Source organism: Desulfobulbus propionicus DSM 2032, from assembly GCF_000186885.1.
Lineage (GTDB): Bacteria > Desulfobacterota > Desulfobulbia > Desulfobulbales > Desulfobulbaceae > Desulfobulbus > Desulfobulbus propionicus.
Map to the genome: position 1 here is coordinate 182,285 of NC_014972.1, position 16,683 is coordinate 198,967.

Sequence of the window (16,683 nt, forward strand, 5' to 3'; positions counted from 1 at the left end):
CTCATGCTATTTTTTTGGCCGCGACGATGTTGTGCAAGCCGGAAGCAGGCGTTGATGGGCTAAGGATTTTCCATGTCCCGGAAACGGTTACTGCCGATTTGTAGGCCACCACGTTGCCGTTGTTGGTGAAACTGATATTCACCAGCCTGAGAACCGTGCCGCTAATTAGGTTGCCTGGGGTGAGTGTGGTGGTTGCCGTATCGTGCGTGACCAGGGTCACGGTCCCCACATCGTCATAGCTGGTGTTCAGCGCGGTCACGTTGCTGACGTCAGTGTTGGCCAGCGTGACCGCGCCGGTCTTTCCGGCGACAGAAGTTACCGCGTCAGGGTCCAAATGGCCGACATTGCCCTGCGCATCAAACGCCATTACCTTGGCTCCCGCCCTTGTCAGCGACGGGTTGGTTGAGATGATATTTTTCATTTTCCTCCTTAAAACAGGTAGACTCGATCGCCATCAAGAGCGATATACTCGCCATCGAGGGCAACGGCGTTTTGGTCGGCGTCGATGGCAACAGTGAGGCTCCACCTCTGCTGGCTGACAAGGCTCGCGCGAATGCTCTCAAGTTCAATCCTGACCGTTTCGACATCGGTGTGGCCGAGGGCGATTAGATCAGTGGTATCGCTTGTCCCGGTGATACCGGTTTGCTCCTTGAGCATCGCCCCCGTAACGGCGTCATAAACCCGGACAGCGTAGGTGACCCCGGCTTCCGGGCCGATGTTGCCTTCGTCCTGGCGAACCAGGGTGACGGTCTGTTGCGTTCGATCCCGGTGCGCCCAGGTAATCGTTATGCCGTCCTGGATGTTGATCTTGTCAGGCCACCGCTGCCCATTGACCTGTACGTTGCCCGGCGGATAGGGCCGCATCATCCGCCCCACGCAGGTATGGGTGTCGGTGCTGGCGTCGGCCAGTTGCAACCGCCCCTCGGCGGTGGACGGCAACAGCTTGATCTCCACCTGCTCGCCGACGGCGCGGTCGGTGCGGTCCAGGCCGAAGAACGATTGGTGGCACCACAGGAGGGTGCCGGCCGCATGGGCCACGGGGATGGTGTCGAGCACGCCCCGGTTGACCGTCAGGGTGCCATTGATGGCATCCATGGCGGTGATGGCCACCAGTTCGTCGCCCAATGCCGCATAGGTGCCGACCTTGACCAGATCGGTGTCGATATCCGCATCCTGCAACTGGATCACCGAGCTGATCTCCGGCGACAGCGGCATCGCCGTGGCGCTGACGAACGGGAAGGAGTCGGTATCCCGCTTGACGAACTCAGCGGCGCCCACGTTGCGGGTCCACATCTCATAGTTGAGGGCATCGCTGCTGGGGCGGTCGCAGCAGCAGGTGAGCATGGTGCTGTCGTCTTCCAGCTCGGCCAGCACGGCGGCGGACTCGCCGAAGAGGCGCACGAACTGCCACCAGGTGATTTCCTGGATTTTCCGCCGCACCGCATCGGCCGGCGCGGTCAGCGGGTTTGTCCACAGGCTTTCCGCCGGGGTGGTGATGGCCACCGGGCCCAGGCCGTAGACGTCGCGGGCCGCCTTGATGCGCAAGGTGCTGTCGGTGTACTCGCCGATCTCCACCTGGTTGACCCGCATGACCACGCCGGACAGGCCGATGGGCGGCCAATCGAAGACAAAACAGTCGCCGGGCTCAAGGCTCCAGTGCTTGCGGTTGACCGTAAGCGTGCAGGAGGCCAGGGGCATGGCCATCTGCTGGAGCTCGCGGGCCGCGATCTTGTGCGCCCACTCCTCGGTGGCGATGCCGGGCATTTCGACGGTGGCCTGGATGATCTGACCGCCGGCGCGGGTGATCCCGGCAATGTCCTGGACCGTGGTGGCCTGGGCCTGATTGGCCCGGTCCACCCATTTGACCGTCACCTGGTTGACCGCCTCGGCGGCTGAGGCAACGTAGTATTCCACCAGCTCCACCGCGCTGCGCTGGTCGATCACCGGCAACAGCGCCTTGGTGTAGTCGTTGCGGATCAGCTTGAGGGTGAGCAGGCCGGTGCGGTGGCTGAAATAGAGCACGCCGTCGATGTGGTCGAGGATGATGTTGAGGAAGTCCTCGATACTGCTGTCTCTGGCCCACAGGAGCGACAGGCCGAACCCCTCCTGCCGTGGGTCGGTGCCGGAGGCGAGAAAGTAGGCGGCGCTCTCGAACGAGGCTGTGTCCAGATCGGCCACCGGGTAGCCCAGCCCGCCCCAGGTGGTATTGGTCAGGGCCTCGTAGATGATGTGTGCCGGGTTCATATCCACGTATCCATCAGCGGCGACAATATCGGCCAGATCATCCCGCCAGCCAACCCTGGATCGCTGCCCCAGGATGGCCCACTCCTTGATGTACGGATTGTTGGCCGCCAAAAGGCACCGGCGGGCGATCAGTCCAAACAGCCCGCGGAATGCCGGAATATCATTGCCCAGTTTCTTTTGCAGATAACTGTTCTGCGGCTGGTCCGGCAGGCCAAAGCACACGTCGACATTGCCCTTGATGCCGCCTTCGCGGCCATCGCCGCCGAACAGGTTTGGCTTGCTGACGGCGATGGTCTGGTTGGCGGTCACCGCGCCTTCCCAGGCCCATTTGTCGCCGACCTTGATCTTGATGAGCTTGTCGAGCGCATGGCAGAACACCAGGTGCAGGCCCGCATAGTAGCGGTACCCGGTGACGTAACATTCATCCCCCTTGCCGCCGCCCATCAGACGCACCCCCCACGCTTGGCCGCCGCATCGCCTGCAATCGGCTCCCTGGTCCAACCGGTGGACGCGGCGAACTCCACCGCCGCGATGGCCATGGCGTCACCGGAGGCCAACAACAGCTCGGCATCCACCCCATCGTTCAGCACGTCCTGCCAGGCAATGCCCCGGCTGGCAAACCACCTGCGCATGCCGCGATTGCAGTATTCCAGTGCCCGGAAATGCCAGAGGTAAACACGCTTGTTCATATTTTCTTGCCGCCTCCACAGGATTCGATCGGCGTGGTCTTGATGTCGCCGTACCACACGCAGTTGGTCTTGCTGATCAGTCGGGTGCCGAACAGCACCGGCACCGGACTGGAAGAGTCCACGGTGGTCGTTTCCACGTCGCCAGGCGTCGGGGTCACCTGTGTGTACGGCTTGGGCCGCAACAGATAGGAGGCAACCACCAGGACCGCGAGCACCACATATTGCCAAGCCATGCCGCCTCCCTACACCAATGCGTCGCCGCTGAACGGGTTCTTGGTGGGCAGATAGGGCAGCCCGCCATAGTTGACGATGTTGTTGAATTTGCCCCCGCAGTCATTCATGTCGTGGCGGCAGCCCGGCCACAGGGTCACCTCTGTCCCGGCCACCAGGCCGCCGATGGCATCGACCATGGTGATCGTCGCCCCCTCGTGGCCGTTGATCATCCGCAGTTCGGTCCCGGCCTGCAGCATGCCGCCGAGAAAATACCCCGAGGCGAACGAGGTCAGCCCGTCGACGGTGAGCCTGCCGTCAATCACCTCCATCACGGTGCCGACCACCTTGCGGGCGTCGGCATTGATCCCGCACGCGGCCGAGTAGAGCACATGCGGACACCCCACCTGGTACACCCGCCGCAATCCGGCCCGCTTGAACAGGGTGAAGGCCGAGTCGCTGGAAAGGGTGGCCACGGACCCGGCCCACTTGCAGCCGGTGATCCGGCCCTTCCAGAACAGCTGTTTCTCGCTGTCGCCGTGGTGCAGCCGGAAAATGGTCACGATCACCGTGCCGGCCAGCCAGCCGTCACGGAACAACAGGGCCACATCGTTGGCCGCGTTGATTTCGATGTCCATGGTGCTCCGCCGGGCATCGCCGCCCTTGGAGAACCCGCCGCGCTTGATGTAGACGGGCTGGTATTTCTCCTCAGCCAAACTCCCCACCTCATGGTCCGCGCTGGTGAACAGCCATTGCTGGGCGCCCACCGAGAAGCGGTACAACTCCAGCGGCTGGCCGGAAGAGTCGGATTCTTCATAGGTCGCGTAGCTCATGGCAGCACCACGATCGGCAGGGTGACCTCGGCACACTCGGCGGTCACCCAATGGACGGTAATCTCATCGCTGTCCAGGCGGCACAGCTCCAGCCAGGCGCAGCGGTTGAGCGCTTCTGCGGACACAGCCACCGGCAAGGCGGCGTCCAGGGTCAGCTTTTCCTCGCCGCTGGCCAGGGTCTCCACGCCGAGCACCTTCCGCCGGATGATTGTCCCATCGGTGGTGATCAGTTCAAGGTGCTGGCGGGCCGCGCTGTCCTTGAGGGCGTACTCGTAACCGATCGGCTGGATGACGATGGACGATGCGCCCGCTTCCGCCGGCACCGAGAGCTCGAACCCCCGGTCATTGGCGGCCAGCCAGAACGGCGCCAGCCGGCCGCCCCTGGCCTTGAGAAAGGCGAGAAAGGTGTTGATGTCGGCCCGGCCGACCAGCAGGAACCTGGCATCCCGGCTCAACACCGGCTCCTCGGATTGCACATCGAACTCCAGCACCCCGGTGTCGTTGTCCAGCCGCACCCACTTGTTGTCGTAGCCCTCCTCGCCATCCTCCCAGCTCGGCACGAACGGACACAGCGGCACATCCAGATACAGCTCCACGGCGCCCCCGGACGGTTCCCAACCGTCGTCCGTGGCCAGCAAGCTGAGCCGATAATCGCCCACGTCCTCGGTGAACCTACTGACTCGCCGCTGCTCCAGGGAGAGGCAAGAGCGGCACGGCGCCATCCAAGCCAACCCGGCCTGCCAGTCCCGGCCGAACGGCGCATCCACCGCCAAATAGGTGGCACCCACGCCGGTGATGGTCCGCACCTCGGCGGTCTGCCAATCGGTCCACACCGCCACCGGCGTACCGATGACGAAATTGTCCGAGCCCTCGGTGATCGGGATGGTGGTGGCCCCGGCGGCAATATCGCCAGTCAGCCGGAACGCATCCCGCCAGATCGGCGCGAACAGGTACCGGGACTTGCGCATCCCCAGCCAGGTCTCCAGCTGGCGGCGGCCAGCCCCGGACACCAGCATCCGCACCTCCCAAGTACGCCGAGGCAGGGTACGCAACTGGACCCGCTGCTCGGTGCGGTCATGGGCAATCATCACATCCGTTTTCCAGGCCAGCGACTCATCCAGCCCGTTCTCCCAGTTGTGCGGGAAGAACAGATAGCCGATGTCGCCGGAGAGCTGCGGCGGCCGGGTGCCAAGGATGGTCCACAGCGGATCGTTTGTGGCCGTGGTCAAAAAGCTGAACAGGGCCTCGAAGATGGCCGGGCCTTCGGAGTCGACCGAGACAACGATCCTCTGGCTTGTGTGTGGCGCGATGGTCGCCGGAGTGGTCAGGTCAAGGCCGATCCCCTCCACCTGGCCCGAGGCGTTAATTGCCGACACGGTCCGGGCAACGCTCTCGCCGTTGTGCAGATACACCGGAAACGCCTGATCCTTGGACACCAGCCCCATATCAAACCGTTCCGGCCGGATGTACCGGGTGAACAGCGCCGTCTCCAGGTTGGTTGTCCTGGCGCTCAACCCGGACAACGGCACCATGGACATTTGCATGATTGTTCCTACCGGCATATTATGGCCTCATATAGGTGGTGAGACCGTACCGCCACTGGTCGATCATGCTAACCTCCCCGGTGGAATTGGCAATCGTCCAATGCACGACCTCGATCGGCACGGTGCTGGTGAGTGTTCCGGCTGCCGGAGTCCCAAGACCGCCTGCGGTGTAATCGGCGGTGGCCGGGATGTCGCGGTAGCCATCCACCGTTTTCGTAGCCGGGCAGAAGCTCACCCCGGACTCCAGCCCCGCATGGCCAGCAAACGGCACGACATGGCCGTAAATGGTCTGGTGAATGATTTGAAGGCTGTGCCGCCAAAGCAGGTCTTTGGTCACGGCTTACATCCGCATCAGGTTCCAGGGGAATGTCCGGCCCGTGCCGGCCGTCTGGGTGATTGTGGCGGCAATCTGATCGCCGGAGGCCAGGGGAAGGGGCACCGAATGCCAGTTCTTGTCAACCTGTGCCCCGGAAATTGTCTCAACCTTGGCGTCCTTCAGGTCATCGGTTGGGCGGCAGGTGGTCTTGAGACGAATCTCCAGGGTGTCGCCCGCCTGGAGCTCCGAGGTGTCAACCTCAAGGATGTAAATGCCGATCCCGGTCAACTGCGCCAGGGAATGTTCGGTGTTGACGGTGGCGGCCTGGGCGCCGGATGCAACGGATACAACAGCCATGTTTTTCTCCTAACTGATTTTGAACAATAAATTTGATGAGTTGTAGGCAAACAGATAGGTACTGCCGTTGATCGTGATCTGCTCGCCGGCCGCGTAGACGTTGCCCCGCCCCTGGGTATACACCCCGGGGAGCATGCCAATCGGGATGAAATAGGCGGTGTTGGCGTCATAGACCCCGGCAAGGATGGGACAAGGAACAACGACGGCGTTGAAATAATTCGGCCACACCGTCCCCCATTCCTGACCCCATGAGGTCCACAGTCTTCCCGCTTCCGCCGCCGACCCGGCCGTTGACCACGCCCCGTCCTTGAGCAACGCCGACCGGTAGTATGGCTGGCTGCCGAACAGGCCATAAATCCTGGTTGCGCTTGAGGTATAACTCAGGGCCAGGCACGCGCCGCCACTCCATGTCCCGCATTTTTCGGTGACGGTGAACACCCCGCCCCAATGCACCGTTACCGATACCGAATAGAGATACTCACGGGAGAAATAGAGATTGTTCCCCACCGAATAAAAGCCGTACTTGTAGCCGACCGAGAAGTTTTGATCCAACAGCACCGGACTGGTTGACCCGCCAACCGTGATCGAGCGGTTGATGGATGTGGCGTTGGAATATTCCGAGGTGAACTCGATCCCGGCCTTTGCCATAACCACTTTTGTTGTGGTGTTGACGGAAACAACCCAACCGTTATCTGCCCCAAAAGCGGCCAGGGCTGCCAGGTAGTTGGCAACCGTGTCGAATGTGCCTTCGTAATATGCGGCCATCAGCTCATCCTCATCGCGCAATAATCACCGTATCCAACCCGATGCACATCCTGGAAACAGATGTAGTTGACCCCGGCCACGGTGATGATGTTCTCCGAGGCGTTCTTGTGCCCGGTCACCCTGAACACGCCGTCGACGCTGCCATAGATGGCCGAACGGCGTAAATCCTTGATGAATATCGGCTCCAACAGGTATTCGTCGCCTGGCGCGGTCAACAGGTTGGCGCGCACCCCTTGATAGGGGCCGTAGATGGTCAAATCCGGGCGAGTAATGACGGGGAAGTCAGGTTCAAAATAGGTGGCGTTGATACCGCCGTTCCCATAATTTGCCCGCCCCCATGTCCCGCCGGGCAGATAGAGGCGCCCGGGGGCCGGACTTGAGCCCGCCCACCATGCGCCTTGCGATGTCGAGGAATACGGGTTGGTCAAGGTGGAGTCGGTGCCGCCGATAAACAAGGGGTACGGGTATTGCTCGGGGGTTCCGGCAGGGTCGATGAACCCGAGATGCACCGAGGTGTAGACCGATGACACCTTGGCAAAAAGAATGATGCGTTTGGCTGAGGCGATCATCCAGTAGGGGATTTGCTGATTCCAAAAGGTGCAGAGGGTGGACCAGGTGTCCTTGTTGTTGAGGGGCTGCGCGTCAATGGGGAAGGTCGATTTCCACAGGACCGAGCCAAACAGCTCCCAGTTGTAGTAGCCGACGGTTGAATCCTCATAGGCCTTGACGCCCACATAGATTTTATCAAGCCCGGAGGGGCCGGAGCCCCGCAGGTATACCTCGGTCGCGCTCTGGGTGAGCACGGTCCAACCGTTGGCCGCGGCAAAGGTGGTCAGGATGGCGAGCAGGTCCTTGTAGTTGGCGGCGGTGCCGTTGGTGTAGGCCATTTATCCTCCGATCAAGGTGCGGATGGTGGTGCCGTTGCGGCGGATCATGTTGAGGATGGCGGTCTCGCCGTCGGCGGTGCGCAGGAAATCGCCCACCATGTTGCGGTCGAGCACATTGATCACCCGCAGCCGGGTATCGCCGGACTTGACCGTGGTGGCGGGTGCGGCCGCGGCTTGCCCGCCGGCGGCCAGCCGGTTGCCGCTGGGGATCCTCGGCAGGGTGGCCCCGGCAAGCGCCCGGGCCAGGTTACGGGGGAACAGTTTGCGCCGGACCATCTCCATGAACGGCAGGCCGTAGTAGTCGACCGCGTCCACGGGATGGACGAACTCCCGGGCCGTGAGCCAGGCCGGGATATTGTCGGCGGTCCTGGAGGGGCTCCAGCCCTGGACCGCGCCACCGCCGGCCAGGGCCTGGACCCAGCCGCCCCGGGCGAACGCCTGCACGGCCTGGCCGCCGGCGGAGAAGCCAAAACCCACGGCCCGCAGGGCGTTGAGGATCATGTGTTTCATGATGATCTGCGTGAGCCACGAAATGGTTGACCGGGCGAAATCGATCATGGCCTCCTTGGCGCTGGCAGTACCCGTGATAAACGAATCCCAGGCCGAGGTCAGCCCGCCGGCGATCTGCTCGCCAATGTTCTCGCCGATGTAGATCATGACCTCGGCATCGGTCTGCATCTTCTCCCTGGCCTTTTGAAATCCCAGAGAAAGCGCGGCCCCCATGTCGTCGCCGGCGGCAATCAGCTTCTCCCGCATCTCGTCGGCGGTGATCACGCCGGCGGCACCGGCGGCACGCACAGCCGCCCTGTACTGCTCAACCGAAGCCTGGCCGCGCCTCCACGCCTGTTCAACCTCGGCCATCCGTTCAGTGGCCACCTGGGCCAGGTCCTCATGTTCCTGCTTGACCGCGTCGACCTGCATGGCGGCCAGTTCCGACTGAGCGCGGATGATATCGGCCTGGCTGGTGTTGGAATCGGGCCGTGCGGCATCGACCTTCATGGCCTCGATTTCCTGACGCTTGAGGCTGAGGCGTTCCGCCATGATCTTTTTATCAATCGCCAGTTCCGCCTCTGCCCGGGCCAGCTTGGTGCCGAGCTTCTCCGCCTCCAGTTTTTCCAGCTCCAGGGCGAGGATCTTCTCCTGGGAGGCGGCCCGCATTTTCTCGGACGCGATCTTTCTTTGCTCCTCGTACTCCTTCTTGGCCTCGGTGGCGGCCTTCTTGGCGGCGGCTGCCGCTTCACGCTTGGCTTTCCCCTCCTCCTTGGAGGACTTTGTGGCAGCCTGCGAGGCAGCGGTCTGGACTCGGAACTGGGCCAGGGCCTCGACATTGGCTGCCTTCCTGGCTTTCTCCTTTTCCTCGAAAGCTACCCGTTCGAGCATCGCCTGGGTGCGCTGATCCGCCGCCGCCTTGGCCGTGGCATCACGTTGCGCAAGGATGGAGTCAACCGAGGCGTCACGGGCCTGGTTGGCAATCTTCAGTTCCCTGTCCAGATCGCTGGCAATCTGCCCGACATCGTAGGTGTCTCCCTGGGTGAACATCGCCGCGATGGTGAGCTTGAACGCCCTGGCCCGCGCCATCACCTTGTCGAACTCAGCAGCAACGTAGACGGTCACCAGGCCGATGAAGGCACGGACATTCTCCGGGAACCGTTCAAAGGCGTGAATCAACTCATCCACAACCTCCTGGCCTTGTTGGCCCAGATCCCCGGTAAAATCGCTCCACCAGCCACCAACAATATCGATGGTCTTTTTGATATCGTCCCCCCAGCCGGCAAACTGGGTGACAATGGCCCGGAGATAGCCTTCCAGCTGCCCCGAGGCGATCATGGCATTCAGCTCTTCCAGGGCATTGATACCAACTTGCACCCCATCGGCGATCATGTTGCCGATTCCTGCCCGGGAGATGTTGAGGAAAACCTTGTTCCACTCATCAGCAAAATTCGACAGCTTGCCGTCGAGTTTTGCCATCCGGTTGGCCATGGCATCGCCGAAGTTGGTCTCGCCCAGCTTGATCAGATACTCCTCGATCTCCTTGGCGTTCTTGCCCACCGTGGTGGTGACTCCGCGAAAGGTGAAGCTGACCTTGTCGCCCTCGGAGCTGGCCTTGATGCCGAACTCCTTCAAGCGCTCGAACTCACCGGTGGCGGCATCGGCCACCGCCTCGATCATCTGGTTGAGATCCTTGCCCATCGATGCCGAAGTGTTGCCATAACTGGTCAAGGCCCGCTCCGATGGATCGAGCCCCATGTTCACCAGCTTGACAAATGCCTCAGACACCTGCGCCAAGTCGTATGGAGTCTTGGCGGCAAAGTCCTGGATGGCGGCAAAGGCAACCTCCGACTTCTCGGCGCTGCCGGTGGCTGTGATCAGGCCGGAGCTGATCTTGTCGAACTCGCGGGAGACAGTGACCAGCTTCTGCAGGCCAGCGGCGGCGGAGACCGTGGCGCCCAGGGCACGGAGCAGACCGCTCACCGAGGACGTCAGGCCGTTGATGCCGGCATCGGCGCCCTTTGCTCCTGAGACAAAGGATTTGATCGCTCCCAGGGCACGATTGAACCCAGCCGTCAGCCCACGGTCGACCGCGCTGAGGACGATCTCTATTCTAGACTGGTTCGCCATCTACTTGCCTGTCAGTGCCGCCAATGCTCTCAGGAAGAAGCCGTAGCCGTAGTCCCAGACAAGGGGACCGTGGCCGGCGGTAATGAGGAGGCAAATTGCTCGGTCGAAATCTGCCCTATCCTGGACATTGCCTCGCGGAGTTCTCCCTCCAGAACCGGCTTCAGGCCGTCGATCAGGATATCGATCAGGCCGATCCGCCGGACCACTCCCAAAAAAGCGGCGTTGACCTCCTCAAAGCCTTGCCACAACTCCTCAATCTCCGAGGGATAGAGGTCGAGCAGGGCCTCGGCGGACAATTCCGGGCATGCCATGGCCAGCAGCCCCTGGCACCGGTTGAGTGCAGTTGCGGATATCTGCGCATCCTCGCCGTTGATCAGCTCCCAGATGGCTCGGGTCGGCAATTCCTTCAGAGTGAACGACCGCTGGCCGATCTGGATGGTTTTCGTTTTTTGCATGTTCAATCCTCTATAAAGACCGATTCAACGGCTGATTATTCGACCTGGAACGGCCAGCTCTTGCCGGTGGGCGTGATCAGCGTGCCGGTGAACGTCACCTCCGGAAAGTCCTCGCCCATGAAGTCGAAATCGGTCTCGCTCCGGAGCTGGGCCTGCCAGACGGTCACCAGGACGTTGCCGCCCGTGGCCAGGTTCTTGCCATCCAGGCGCAGAGCGACATTGACCACCGACTGGGTACCGGCGGTGATCTTCGCTCCCGTCTTCGCCAGGGTATCGCCGCTGACATGCAGGGTGTCGCCGTCCAGGTCCGTGGTCAGCGCCTTGATCATGCCGGTCCGCTTGTTGACCTCATAATCGGTGCCCGCGACATAGGTGGTGGTATCGGTGGCATCCTTGACCACGCAGGTGTCCAGCCCCGTGTATCCAGTCTCCACCCACCGATCCTTGATTGCCGTGATGCTTGCGGTATATGGCCCGGCAGCGGCTGTCATATCGACCGCGCTCCCCATGAATGCGGCCGCCAGAATCTGCGGATCGTAGCGGTTGAAGGTCATGCTCAGCGAACTGCCGGTGATTCGCGTGAACGACTCGGCCGTCTGGCCGAAGGTGTCGCGGCCGTTGAGCTTGTTTTCCTTGGTTTCGGTCTCGACCTTGGGCGCGAACTTTTTACAGTTTCCAGCGAGCTGAAAACCGGTCGAGTTCCCGTTACTGTCGAGAAAATCCATGTAGAGGTCGCCGGCGGCGATCAATCCCACAGGTGCGTTGTTCATTGTGTCTCTCCCGGCCGGATGGCCTTGGTCAGGTTAAAGAAAACAGTTCGGGCATGACTCGCACCGACACCTGCAACAGGTAGACAGCCTGCCCAGAATCACCGAACCCACTCAAACCTGGCGAGTCGAACACGATCATGGGTTGGCTGCCGCGCCCAGGAAGCTGGAGCCCGTGCAGGGTCGAAAATACTTGGTCAACCAGGTTGTATAAGGGACTATCGATGCTGTTGCCGTCAGCGTCCCGTTCGAGATGGGTTTCTATCTGCACGGCAACCCGCAGGTCGATGCGGGCTTGTGGCGAATTGTCCAGGTTTTCCTTGGGGCATCCTGGTGCCCATACTTTGGCCAGTGGGTAGACAGGTTTGTCGGCCACCAACCCGCACACCGATCCAAACACCCCGAGGCTGGAGAGCCTGCCCTTGATCGCGTCTGATATCTCGGCGCGCATCATGGCTGTTCCTCCAGCCGCAACACCACCCCGCCCTGGCCATCGGGATCGATGGCCAGGAGGGTGAAGTCGGTTCCGTTGATGGTCAGGGTGTCGCCCTGGTCGCCGGCGGCCAAGGCCTCGGTATCAGCCACCGCGGCAATGGCGAACGGTCCGGAGTGGTCGATGGTTTCTCCGTTGAACTCGGTTGAACCATCCAGAAAAGGATCCACCACGATGGTCTTCGGGCCGCCGTTGATCAGTGCCTCCACGCCGAAATCCTCCAGGAGAAAGCCCAGGGTCTCGTTGGTATCGATCATGGCTTACAGGTATTCCAAGGCGACGACGAACTTGCCGGCGGTCAGAGCCGCCGTGGCAATGGTGGCCACCACCTGCCGGCCGTTTTGCGTGGTCCGGATCGCATTGGCCGCTGTGCCGTCCGGTTCCACATCCAGCAGGGCATTGGTGACCATGCCGGCCATGGCGGTTGCCGCCATGACATCGGCGGCACTTTCCACTTTCAGGGAAACCGTGGCCGAGGCACCGCCTGTGCAGGTTGTCTTGACATGCACCATGCCGCCGGTGACCACCGCCCCCTCGGGGAGACTGTCACCGCGCAGGGGAATATCGCCGATAGCGCCGCCATCGACGGAAAAGTCATATTCAAAATAGGCCACCCGCTTGGTGGGCTCGAGTCCTCTTCGCTCCATGGCTGTTCTCCATGCCGGAGCTGGCGGTCCAGCTCCGGTCGGTTATGTTTGAGGGATATTTTTACTGACCAGCGTTCTTGACCAGTGCCTTCCAGTCCACGGCCTTGCCGCAGACATCGATACGGACCTTGTACTCCACGCCATCGGTGGTCCAGCCGGTCTTGGACTCCAACCAGGGCGTGCGATTGCCGTTGAGGAAGAAGAGGCGCACGGTCTTGCGCTTGGGACCGGCAAAGTAGTAAGCGGTCGGGCTTGCCTCATCGAGCCGGGCATCATAGGCCCGCTGGAAGCGGGTACCGCCGTAGATGTTGGTCCGGGTGCTGCCCTTGTCGTCCGCGGAGAACTGGTTGGAGGCAAAGAAAATCTCGGCGGAGCCCTCGATGGACTTGGGGGCGATGAAATACTGCAGGGAGATGTTTAGCGCCTGCTTGGCCTTGAGTCCCTTCTGGAGTCCGGCCAGCTTGATGGCCTCGGCAATGGTGGCCTCGCCAAGCGCCCCCGGCGTACCCAGGTTCTTGTGGTCGGCGTGAAACAGAGCCTTGCCATCCCGCATGGCCGCGTTGGCGGTCAAAACGCCATAGGCGACATCGCCGATCTTGCGGCTGGCCGCCTCGCCCATGGACATGTACATATCGGCCATGGCCATGAGGTCATCGTTGATGACCGTGGTACGGGTGATCGCCGCCATCTTGCCAAAGGTGGCAATCTGGTAGACCTCCTTGGTATCGCTCCGATCACCGTACTTGTAGCCGGAATCGTTCTTGATCTCGTCGAGATCATCGAACTCCGACACCATGGCCAAGGTGTTCTGCTTGAAGTCCGGCACCGATCCGGATCCGTCCGCCCAAATCTCCCAGGTCTCGTCCGCCGAGGCATAGCCCTCGAACAGGGCCTTGTTGGCCACGTTGCTCATCAACACCGACAGGTCGCTTACGGTCATGGCGCGGCCGATCATCTCCATGGGATCGCCACCCGCCGACTGCCCGGCCTTGCGCAGGCACTCGCGGGCGAGTTCGCGCAGGGAGTAGCCGCGAAAGTCCCGGCCCACGTCATGGGCTCGATCCACCTTCCAGCCACAGCCTTCAAGGGTGGTCACCAGTCCGCGTTCACCGTCCAGGGGCAAGCCGCAGCGCAGGAACAGGCCGGTGCAGGCGGCGGCGCGGAACTTGTCGCGTTCATCCACCACAATTTGCGGTCCGGACGGGGCAAACCCCGGATGGTGCGCAACACTCCGTTGGGCCAGTGCGTCCAGGACCATTGAGCGGGCCTGATCAATGGTCACCTCCGGCTTGAGCATGGCCGTGCGCTGGTCGCCCTCGATGCCATGCCGGTTGCACAGTTCCATGATCTCCAGCGCCCGGGTGAAGCCGTCGTCGGACCGGTTGTTCTCCGGTGCCGGCGGTGGGGTGGGCTGGGGTGTGACGGGTTGCACCGCCGGAGGCGTTGCAGGGGCAGAGGGTATAGACCGCTGGCCATCGCCACCGATCTGCTCAGGGCCATCGAACACGACACCACGTGTCTGCATATCTTGGTAAAAATTCCACGCCTCATCCTCGGGGGCGTCGGCGCGGAGACCATTTGCCAACAAAAATACTCGTAACTTGGGATTCATCTTTCCTCCCGGTTATGGGCTCACGCCCGACTATGCGGCAAACAACCGCTGTTGCGCGCCAAACGGCCAGCCGAACCAGATCCCCTGGTTGCCTTTGCCAGGCTGTCCGCGCCTATTGGCGTTAAAGTGAATTCCTTCAGCATCCAATCCGTGGACACCTTCAATGGACCGACAAAGGTCCGGCCGCGAATGACGACTTCAACCTCATCGGGCACCCAAATGGCATTGAGCACCCGGTATCCGGCTGACCCGTCCGTCAAGTGTTGGTCGACCACCTTTTGGCGGGTGCGCATGGCCTTGTCATCGGCGGCAAACCTGATCAACCCGTCAATGGCCTGATACTGCCCGACCAGGGTTTGCTTGAAATCGGTGACCGAACCCAGCTGGTCGTCAACGCTCCAGCGGTTATGGCAATCAAGAAGCGGCACCTGCCGGTTTTCCGGGAACACAACGCCATCCATGAGCAGCACTTCACGGACAACCCGATCCAGTTCCCAGTCGTAGACCAGGGCGGGTTGCTCGGTGGCCAGGATCCAGCGGATCGCATCCGGATCCACAGCCGCGCGGCAGGTGATGGCGCGCACGGTGATCCCATAGGCCACCGGCATGCTGCCCAGATATCCGGATCGTTCAAATGTGCTTTTCATCGGGACTGATCGCTGAGCCTGCATCATTCGTCCTGTTGTTTTTTGTCGGATTGCGGGTTTCCGGCCACCGCCGCCGGGTTGGTTTGCAGGGCCTTGGAGGTGGTCACCGTCGGCAACTCACGTTTGACCAACATATCCATCCACTCCTTGTGCTCGTTGAGTACCGCCTCGGGATCGCGGCCCCGCGCGGCAATGATCTCCTGCGGGCTCCACAGATAATTGTCCTTGAGGTCGATCTGGCCCCGGCTTTCGCGCAGCAGGTCAAGCGGCTCGACTCCGTTGGGTTGCCAGAGGCATTCCAGCCACGGCCGTGGATTGGCCGCATATCCCGGCATCCTCACCCTGCCGGAAAGGTGGCAGGCATCCATGAATGCCCGGAAGATTGGTTGGCTAAACTGGCGGATATGGCGGCTCACCATCGGCCGCAGCGACTTTTGCCAGTCGTTGCGTACGGTGCGCGTGGTGTTGTAGTTGAGCCCGGTCGCATCACCGCTGATCAGCTCGTAGGGGACGTTCACCGACACTGCCAACATCTGCAGCACGAAGCGGACAAAGGGTGTGAACGAATCCCCAGGCACATCGGTGCTGTTGATGGTGACCTTGTCCCCTGGGCTCATGAAATCGATGATGGCGTTGTCGAGTACGGTCAACCGGTGGCCGGTTTCCGTATCCTTGGTGGTACGGCCCTTCTGCCAGCGAGCCACATCGGCCGTCTCAACAAAGGCCAGCCACTTAGCCGCCATTTTCGCCCGGTCGATATTGGCGCCGAGAAATTCCTGCAGGTCGTCGGCCAGGAGAACCGCCGGAGTGAACGGACTCACCCCACGTAACTGTCCGGGACGCAGGGTCTCGAATCCGTGGATCACGCTGGCGGCGGGCACCCGCACCGACCGTTGCTTGCCGGTGAGCTGCGAAAATCCGTCGGGAACGCGGAAATGGTAGGCAATCACCGCCCCAGTGATCCGGTCGAACTCGACGCCCTGGTCAATCATGGTATTTTCGCCCTTGGTGGCGGCATATTCGCTGGAGAGCCAGTCCGCCTCATAGCACTGCAGCACCAGGGGGAGAAAACGGCGGGGGTTCTTGTCCCACCCAAGCACGAGGATGGATTCGCCGTCGACTACATCCTGGCGCTTCCACAGGCGCTCGATTTCGTGGTAGTGGAGCTTGCCGCCGGCATCGCATTCGTCGCACCAGCGGGACCATGCATCCTCGATGGCGGCAATGGCGGTGGTGTGGAGCTTGGCCTTGCCGGTTTCGGTGGCGCCGCGCGTCACCCGGCTCTGCATGGTGATGCCGGTGCCGATGGTATGGTCGACCAGGACCCTGACCGCCCGGGCAAAGTAGGCAAAATCCCCCACCAGCTGCCGGGTGCGGTTGCGGATGGTGGGGTTGCTGGTCCGGATCAGGGTGTTGATGTCCGTTCCCACCGGAGCCCAGTCGCCCAAGAGGCGCGATTCCTTGGCTGCCGCGAACATCCGCAGACTGAAATTGCGGATACGGGCCTCCATCATCCGGCTTTCCAGGCCGGGGAACAGCATGCCCACGGTGCGGTCGATCACCCGTTCGACCGTGGCCAGCACCCTTTGTCCGTTCAA

Annotated in this window: 19 protein-coding genes; all 19 read right to left on the reverse strand. The window is 61.8% G+C overall.

Features of this window, described 5'->3' with window-relative positions; translation table 11 throughout:
- Position 1: 1 nt before the first annotated feature.
- Entirely contained in the window at positions 2-421 is a 420-nt protein-coding gene (locus DESPR_RS00870) for a hypothetical protein (RefSeq protein WP_015722918.1), read from the reverse strand.
- A gap of 8 nt (positions 422-429) precedes the next feature.
- On the reverse strand, positions 430-2,688 hold the full coding sequence (locus tag DESPR_RS00875; RefSeq protein WP_015722919.1) for a phage tail protein: 2,259 nt from the start codon (positions 2,686-2,688) through the stop codon (positions 430-432).
- Complete coding sequence (locus tag DESPR_RS00880) at positions 2,688-2,933, reverse strand: hypothetical protein (RefSeq protein WP_015722920.1); 246 nt, start codon at positions 2,931-2,933, stop codon at positions 2,688-2,690. The genes DESPR_RS00875 and DESPR_RS00880 overlap by 1 nt, the downstream gene beginning before the upstream one ends.
- Positions 2,930-3,166, reverse strand: a complete 237-nt coding sequence (locus tag DESPR_RS00885) for a hypothetical protein (RefSeq protein ID WP_015722921.1) — start codon at positions 3,164-3,166, stop codon at positions 2,930-2,932. Before DESPR_RS00885 ends, DESPR_RS00880 begins: the two co-directional genes overlap by 4 nt.
- 9 nt (positions 3,167-3,175) lie before the next feature.
- Positions 3,176-3,976 carry a phage BR0599 family protein gene (locus DESPR_RS00890; protein ID WP_015722922.1) on the reverse strand — a complete coding sequence of 267 codons (801 nt, stop codon included), beginning with the start codon at positions 3,974-3,976 and terminating at the stop codon, positions 3,176-3,178.
- Positions 3,973-5,538, reverse strand: a complete 1,566-nt coding sequence (locus DESPR_RS00895) for a hypothetical protein (RefSeq protein WP_169701490.1) — start codon at positions 5,536-5,538, stop codon at positions 3,973-3,975. Before DESPR_RS00895 ends, DESPR_RS00890 begins: the two co-directional genes overlap by 4 nt.
- Position 5,539: 1 nt before the next feature.
- Positions 5,540-5,857 (reverse strand): hypothetical protein, encoded by a 318-nt coding sequence (locus DESPR_RS00900; protein ID WP_015722924.1) that lies wholly within the window; start codon positions 5,855-5,857, stop codon positions 5,540-5,542.
- Between the two features lie 3 nt (positions 5,858-5,860).
- Positions 5,861-6,193 carry a hypothetical protein gene (locus DESPR_RS00905; protein ID WP_015722925.1) on the reverse strand — a complete coding sequence of 111 codons (333 nt, stop codon included), beginning with the start codon at positions 6,191-6,193 and terminating at the stop codon, positions 5,861-5,863.
- A gap of 9 nt (positions 6,194-6,202) precedes the next feature.
- Positions 6,203-6,958 carry a hypothetical protein gene (locus tag DESPR_RS00910; RefSeq protein WP_015722926.1) on the reverse strand — a complete coding sequence of 252 codons (756 nt, stop codon included), beginning with the start codon at positions 6,956-6,958 and terminating at the stop codon, positions 6,203-6,205.
- On the reverse strand, positions 6,958-7,845 hold the full coding sequence (locus DESPR_RS00915) for a hypothetical protein (RefSeq protein ID WP_015722927.1): 888 nt from the start codon (positions 7,843-7,845) through the stop codon (positions 6,958-6,960). The genes DESPR_RS00910 and DESPR_RS00915 overlap by 1 nt, the downstream gene beginning before the upstream one ends.
- Positions 7,846-10,464 (reverse strand): tape measure protein, encoded by a 2,619-nt coding sequence (locus DESPR_RS00920; protein ID WP_015722928.1) that lies wholly within the window; start codon positions 10,462-10,464, stop codon positions 7,846-7,848.
- Between the two features lie 29 nt (positions 10,465-10,493).
- Positions 10,494-10,919, reverse strand: coding sequence for a hypothetical protein (locus DESPR_RS00925; RefSeq protein ID WP_015722929.1), 426 nt, complete (start codon positions 10,917-10,919; stop codon positions 10,494-10,496).
- Between the two features lie 35 nt (positions 10,920-10,954).
- Positions 10,955-11,689 carry a phage tail tube protein gene (locus DESPR_RS00930; RefSeq protein WP_015722930.1) on the reverse strand — a complete coding sequence of 245 codons (735 nt, stop codon included), beginning with the start codon at positions 11,687-11,689 and terminating at the stop codon, positions 10,955-10,957.
- 28 nt (positions 11,690-11,717) lie between these two features.
- Positions 11,718-12,140: a hypothetical protein gene (locus tag DESPR_RS00935; RefSeq protein WP_015722931.1), complete on the reverse strand. Its 423-nt coding sequence runs from the start codon at positions 12,138-12,140 to the stop codon at positions 11,718-11,720.
- Positions 12,137-12,436: a head-tail joining protein gene (locus DESPR_RS00940; protein WP_015722932.1), complete on the reverse strand. Its 300-nt coding sequence runs from the start codon at positions 12,434-12,436 to the stop codon at positions 12,137-12,139. The genes DESPR_RS00935 and DESPR_RS00940 overlap by 4 nt, the downstream gene beginning before the upstream one ends.
- Before the next feature lie 3 nt (positions 12,437-12,439).
- A complete protein-coding gene (locus tag DESPR_RS00945) occupies positions 12,440-12,826 on the reverse strand; it encodes a hypothetical protein (RefSeq protein WP_015722933.1) in 387 nt (128 codons plus the stop codon).
- Positions 12,827-12,887: 61 nt separating this feature from the next.
- Positions 12,888-14,351, reverse strand: coding sequence for a phage major capsid protein (locus tag DESPR_RS00950; protein ID WP_169701491.1), 1,464 nt, complete (start codon positions 14,349-14,351; stop codon positions 12,888-12,890).
- Between the two features lie 107 nt (positions 14,352-14,458).
- Positions 14,459-15,085 (reverse strand): hypothetical protein, encoded by a 627-nt coding sequence (locus tag DESPR_RS00955; RefSeq protein WP_043769452.1) that lies wholly within the window; start codon positions 15,083-15,085, stop codon positions 14,459-14,461.
- A 23-nt stretch (positions 15,086-15,108) separates the two neighbouring features.
- Entirely contained in the window at positions 15,109-16,683 is a 1,575-nt protein-coding gene (locus DESPR_RS00960) for a phage portal protein (RefSeq protein ID WP_043769455.1), read from the reverse strand.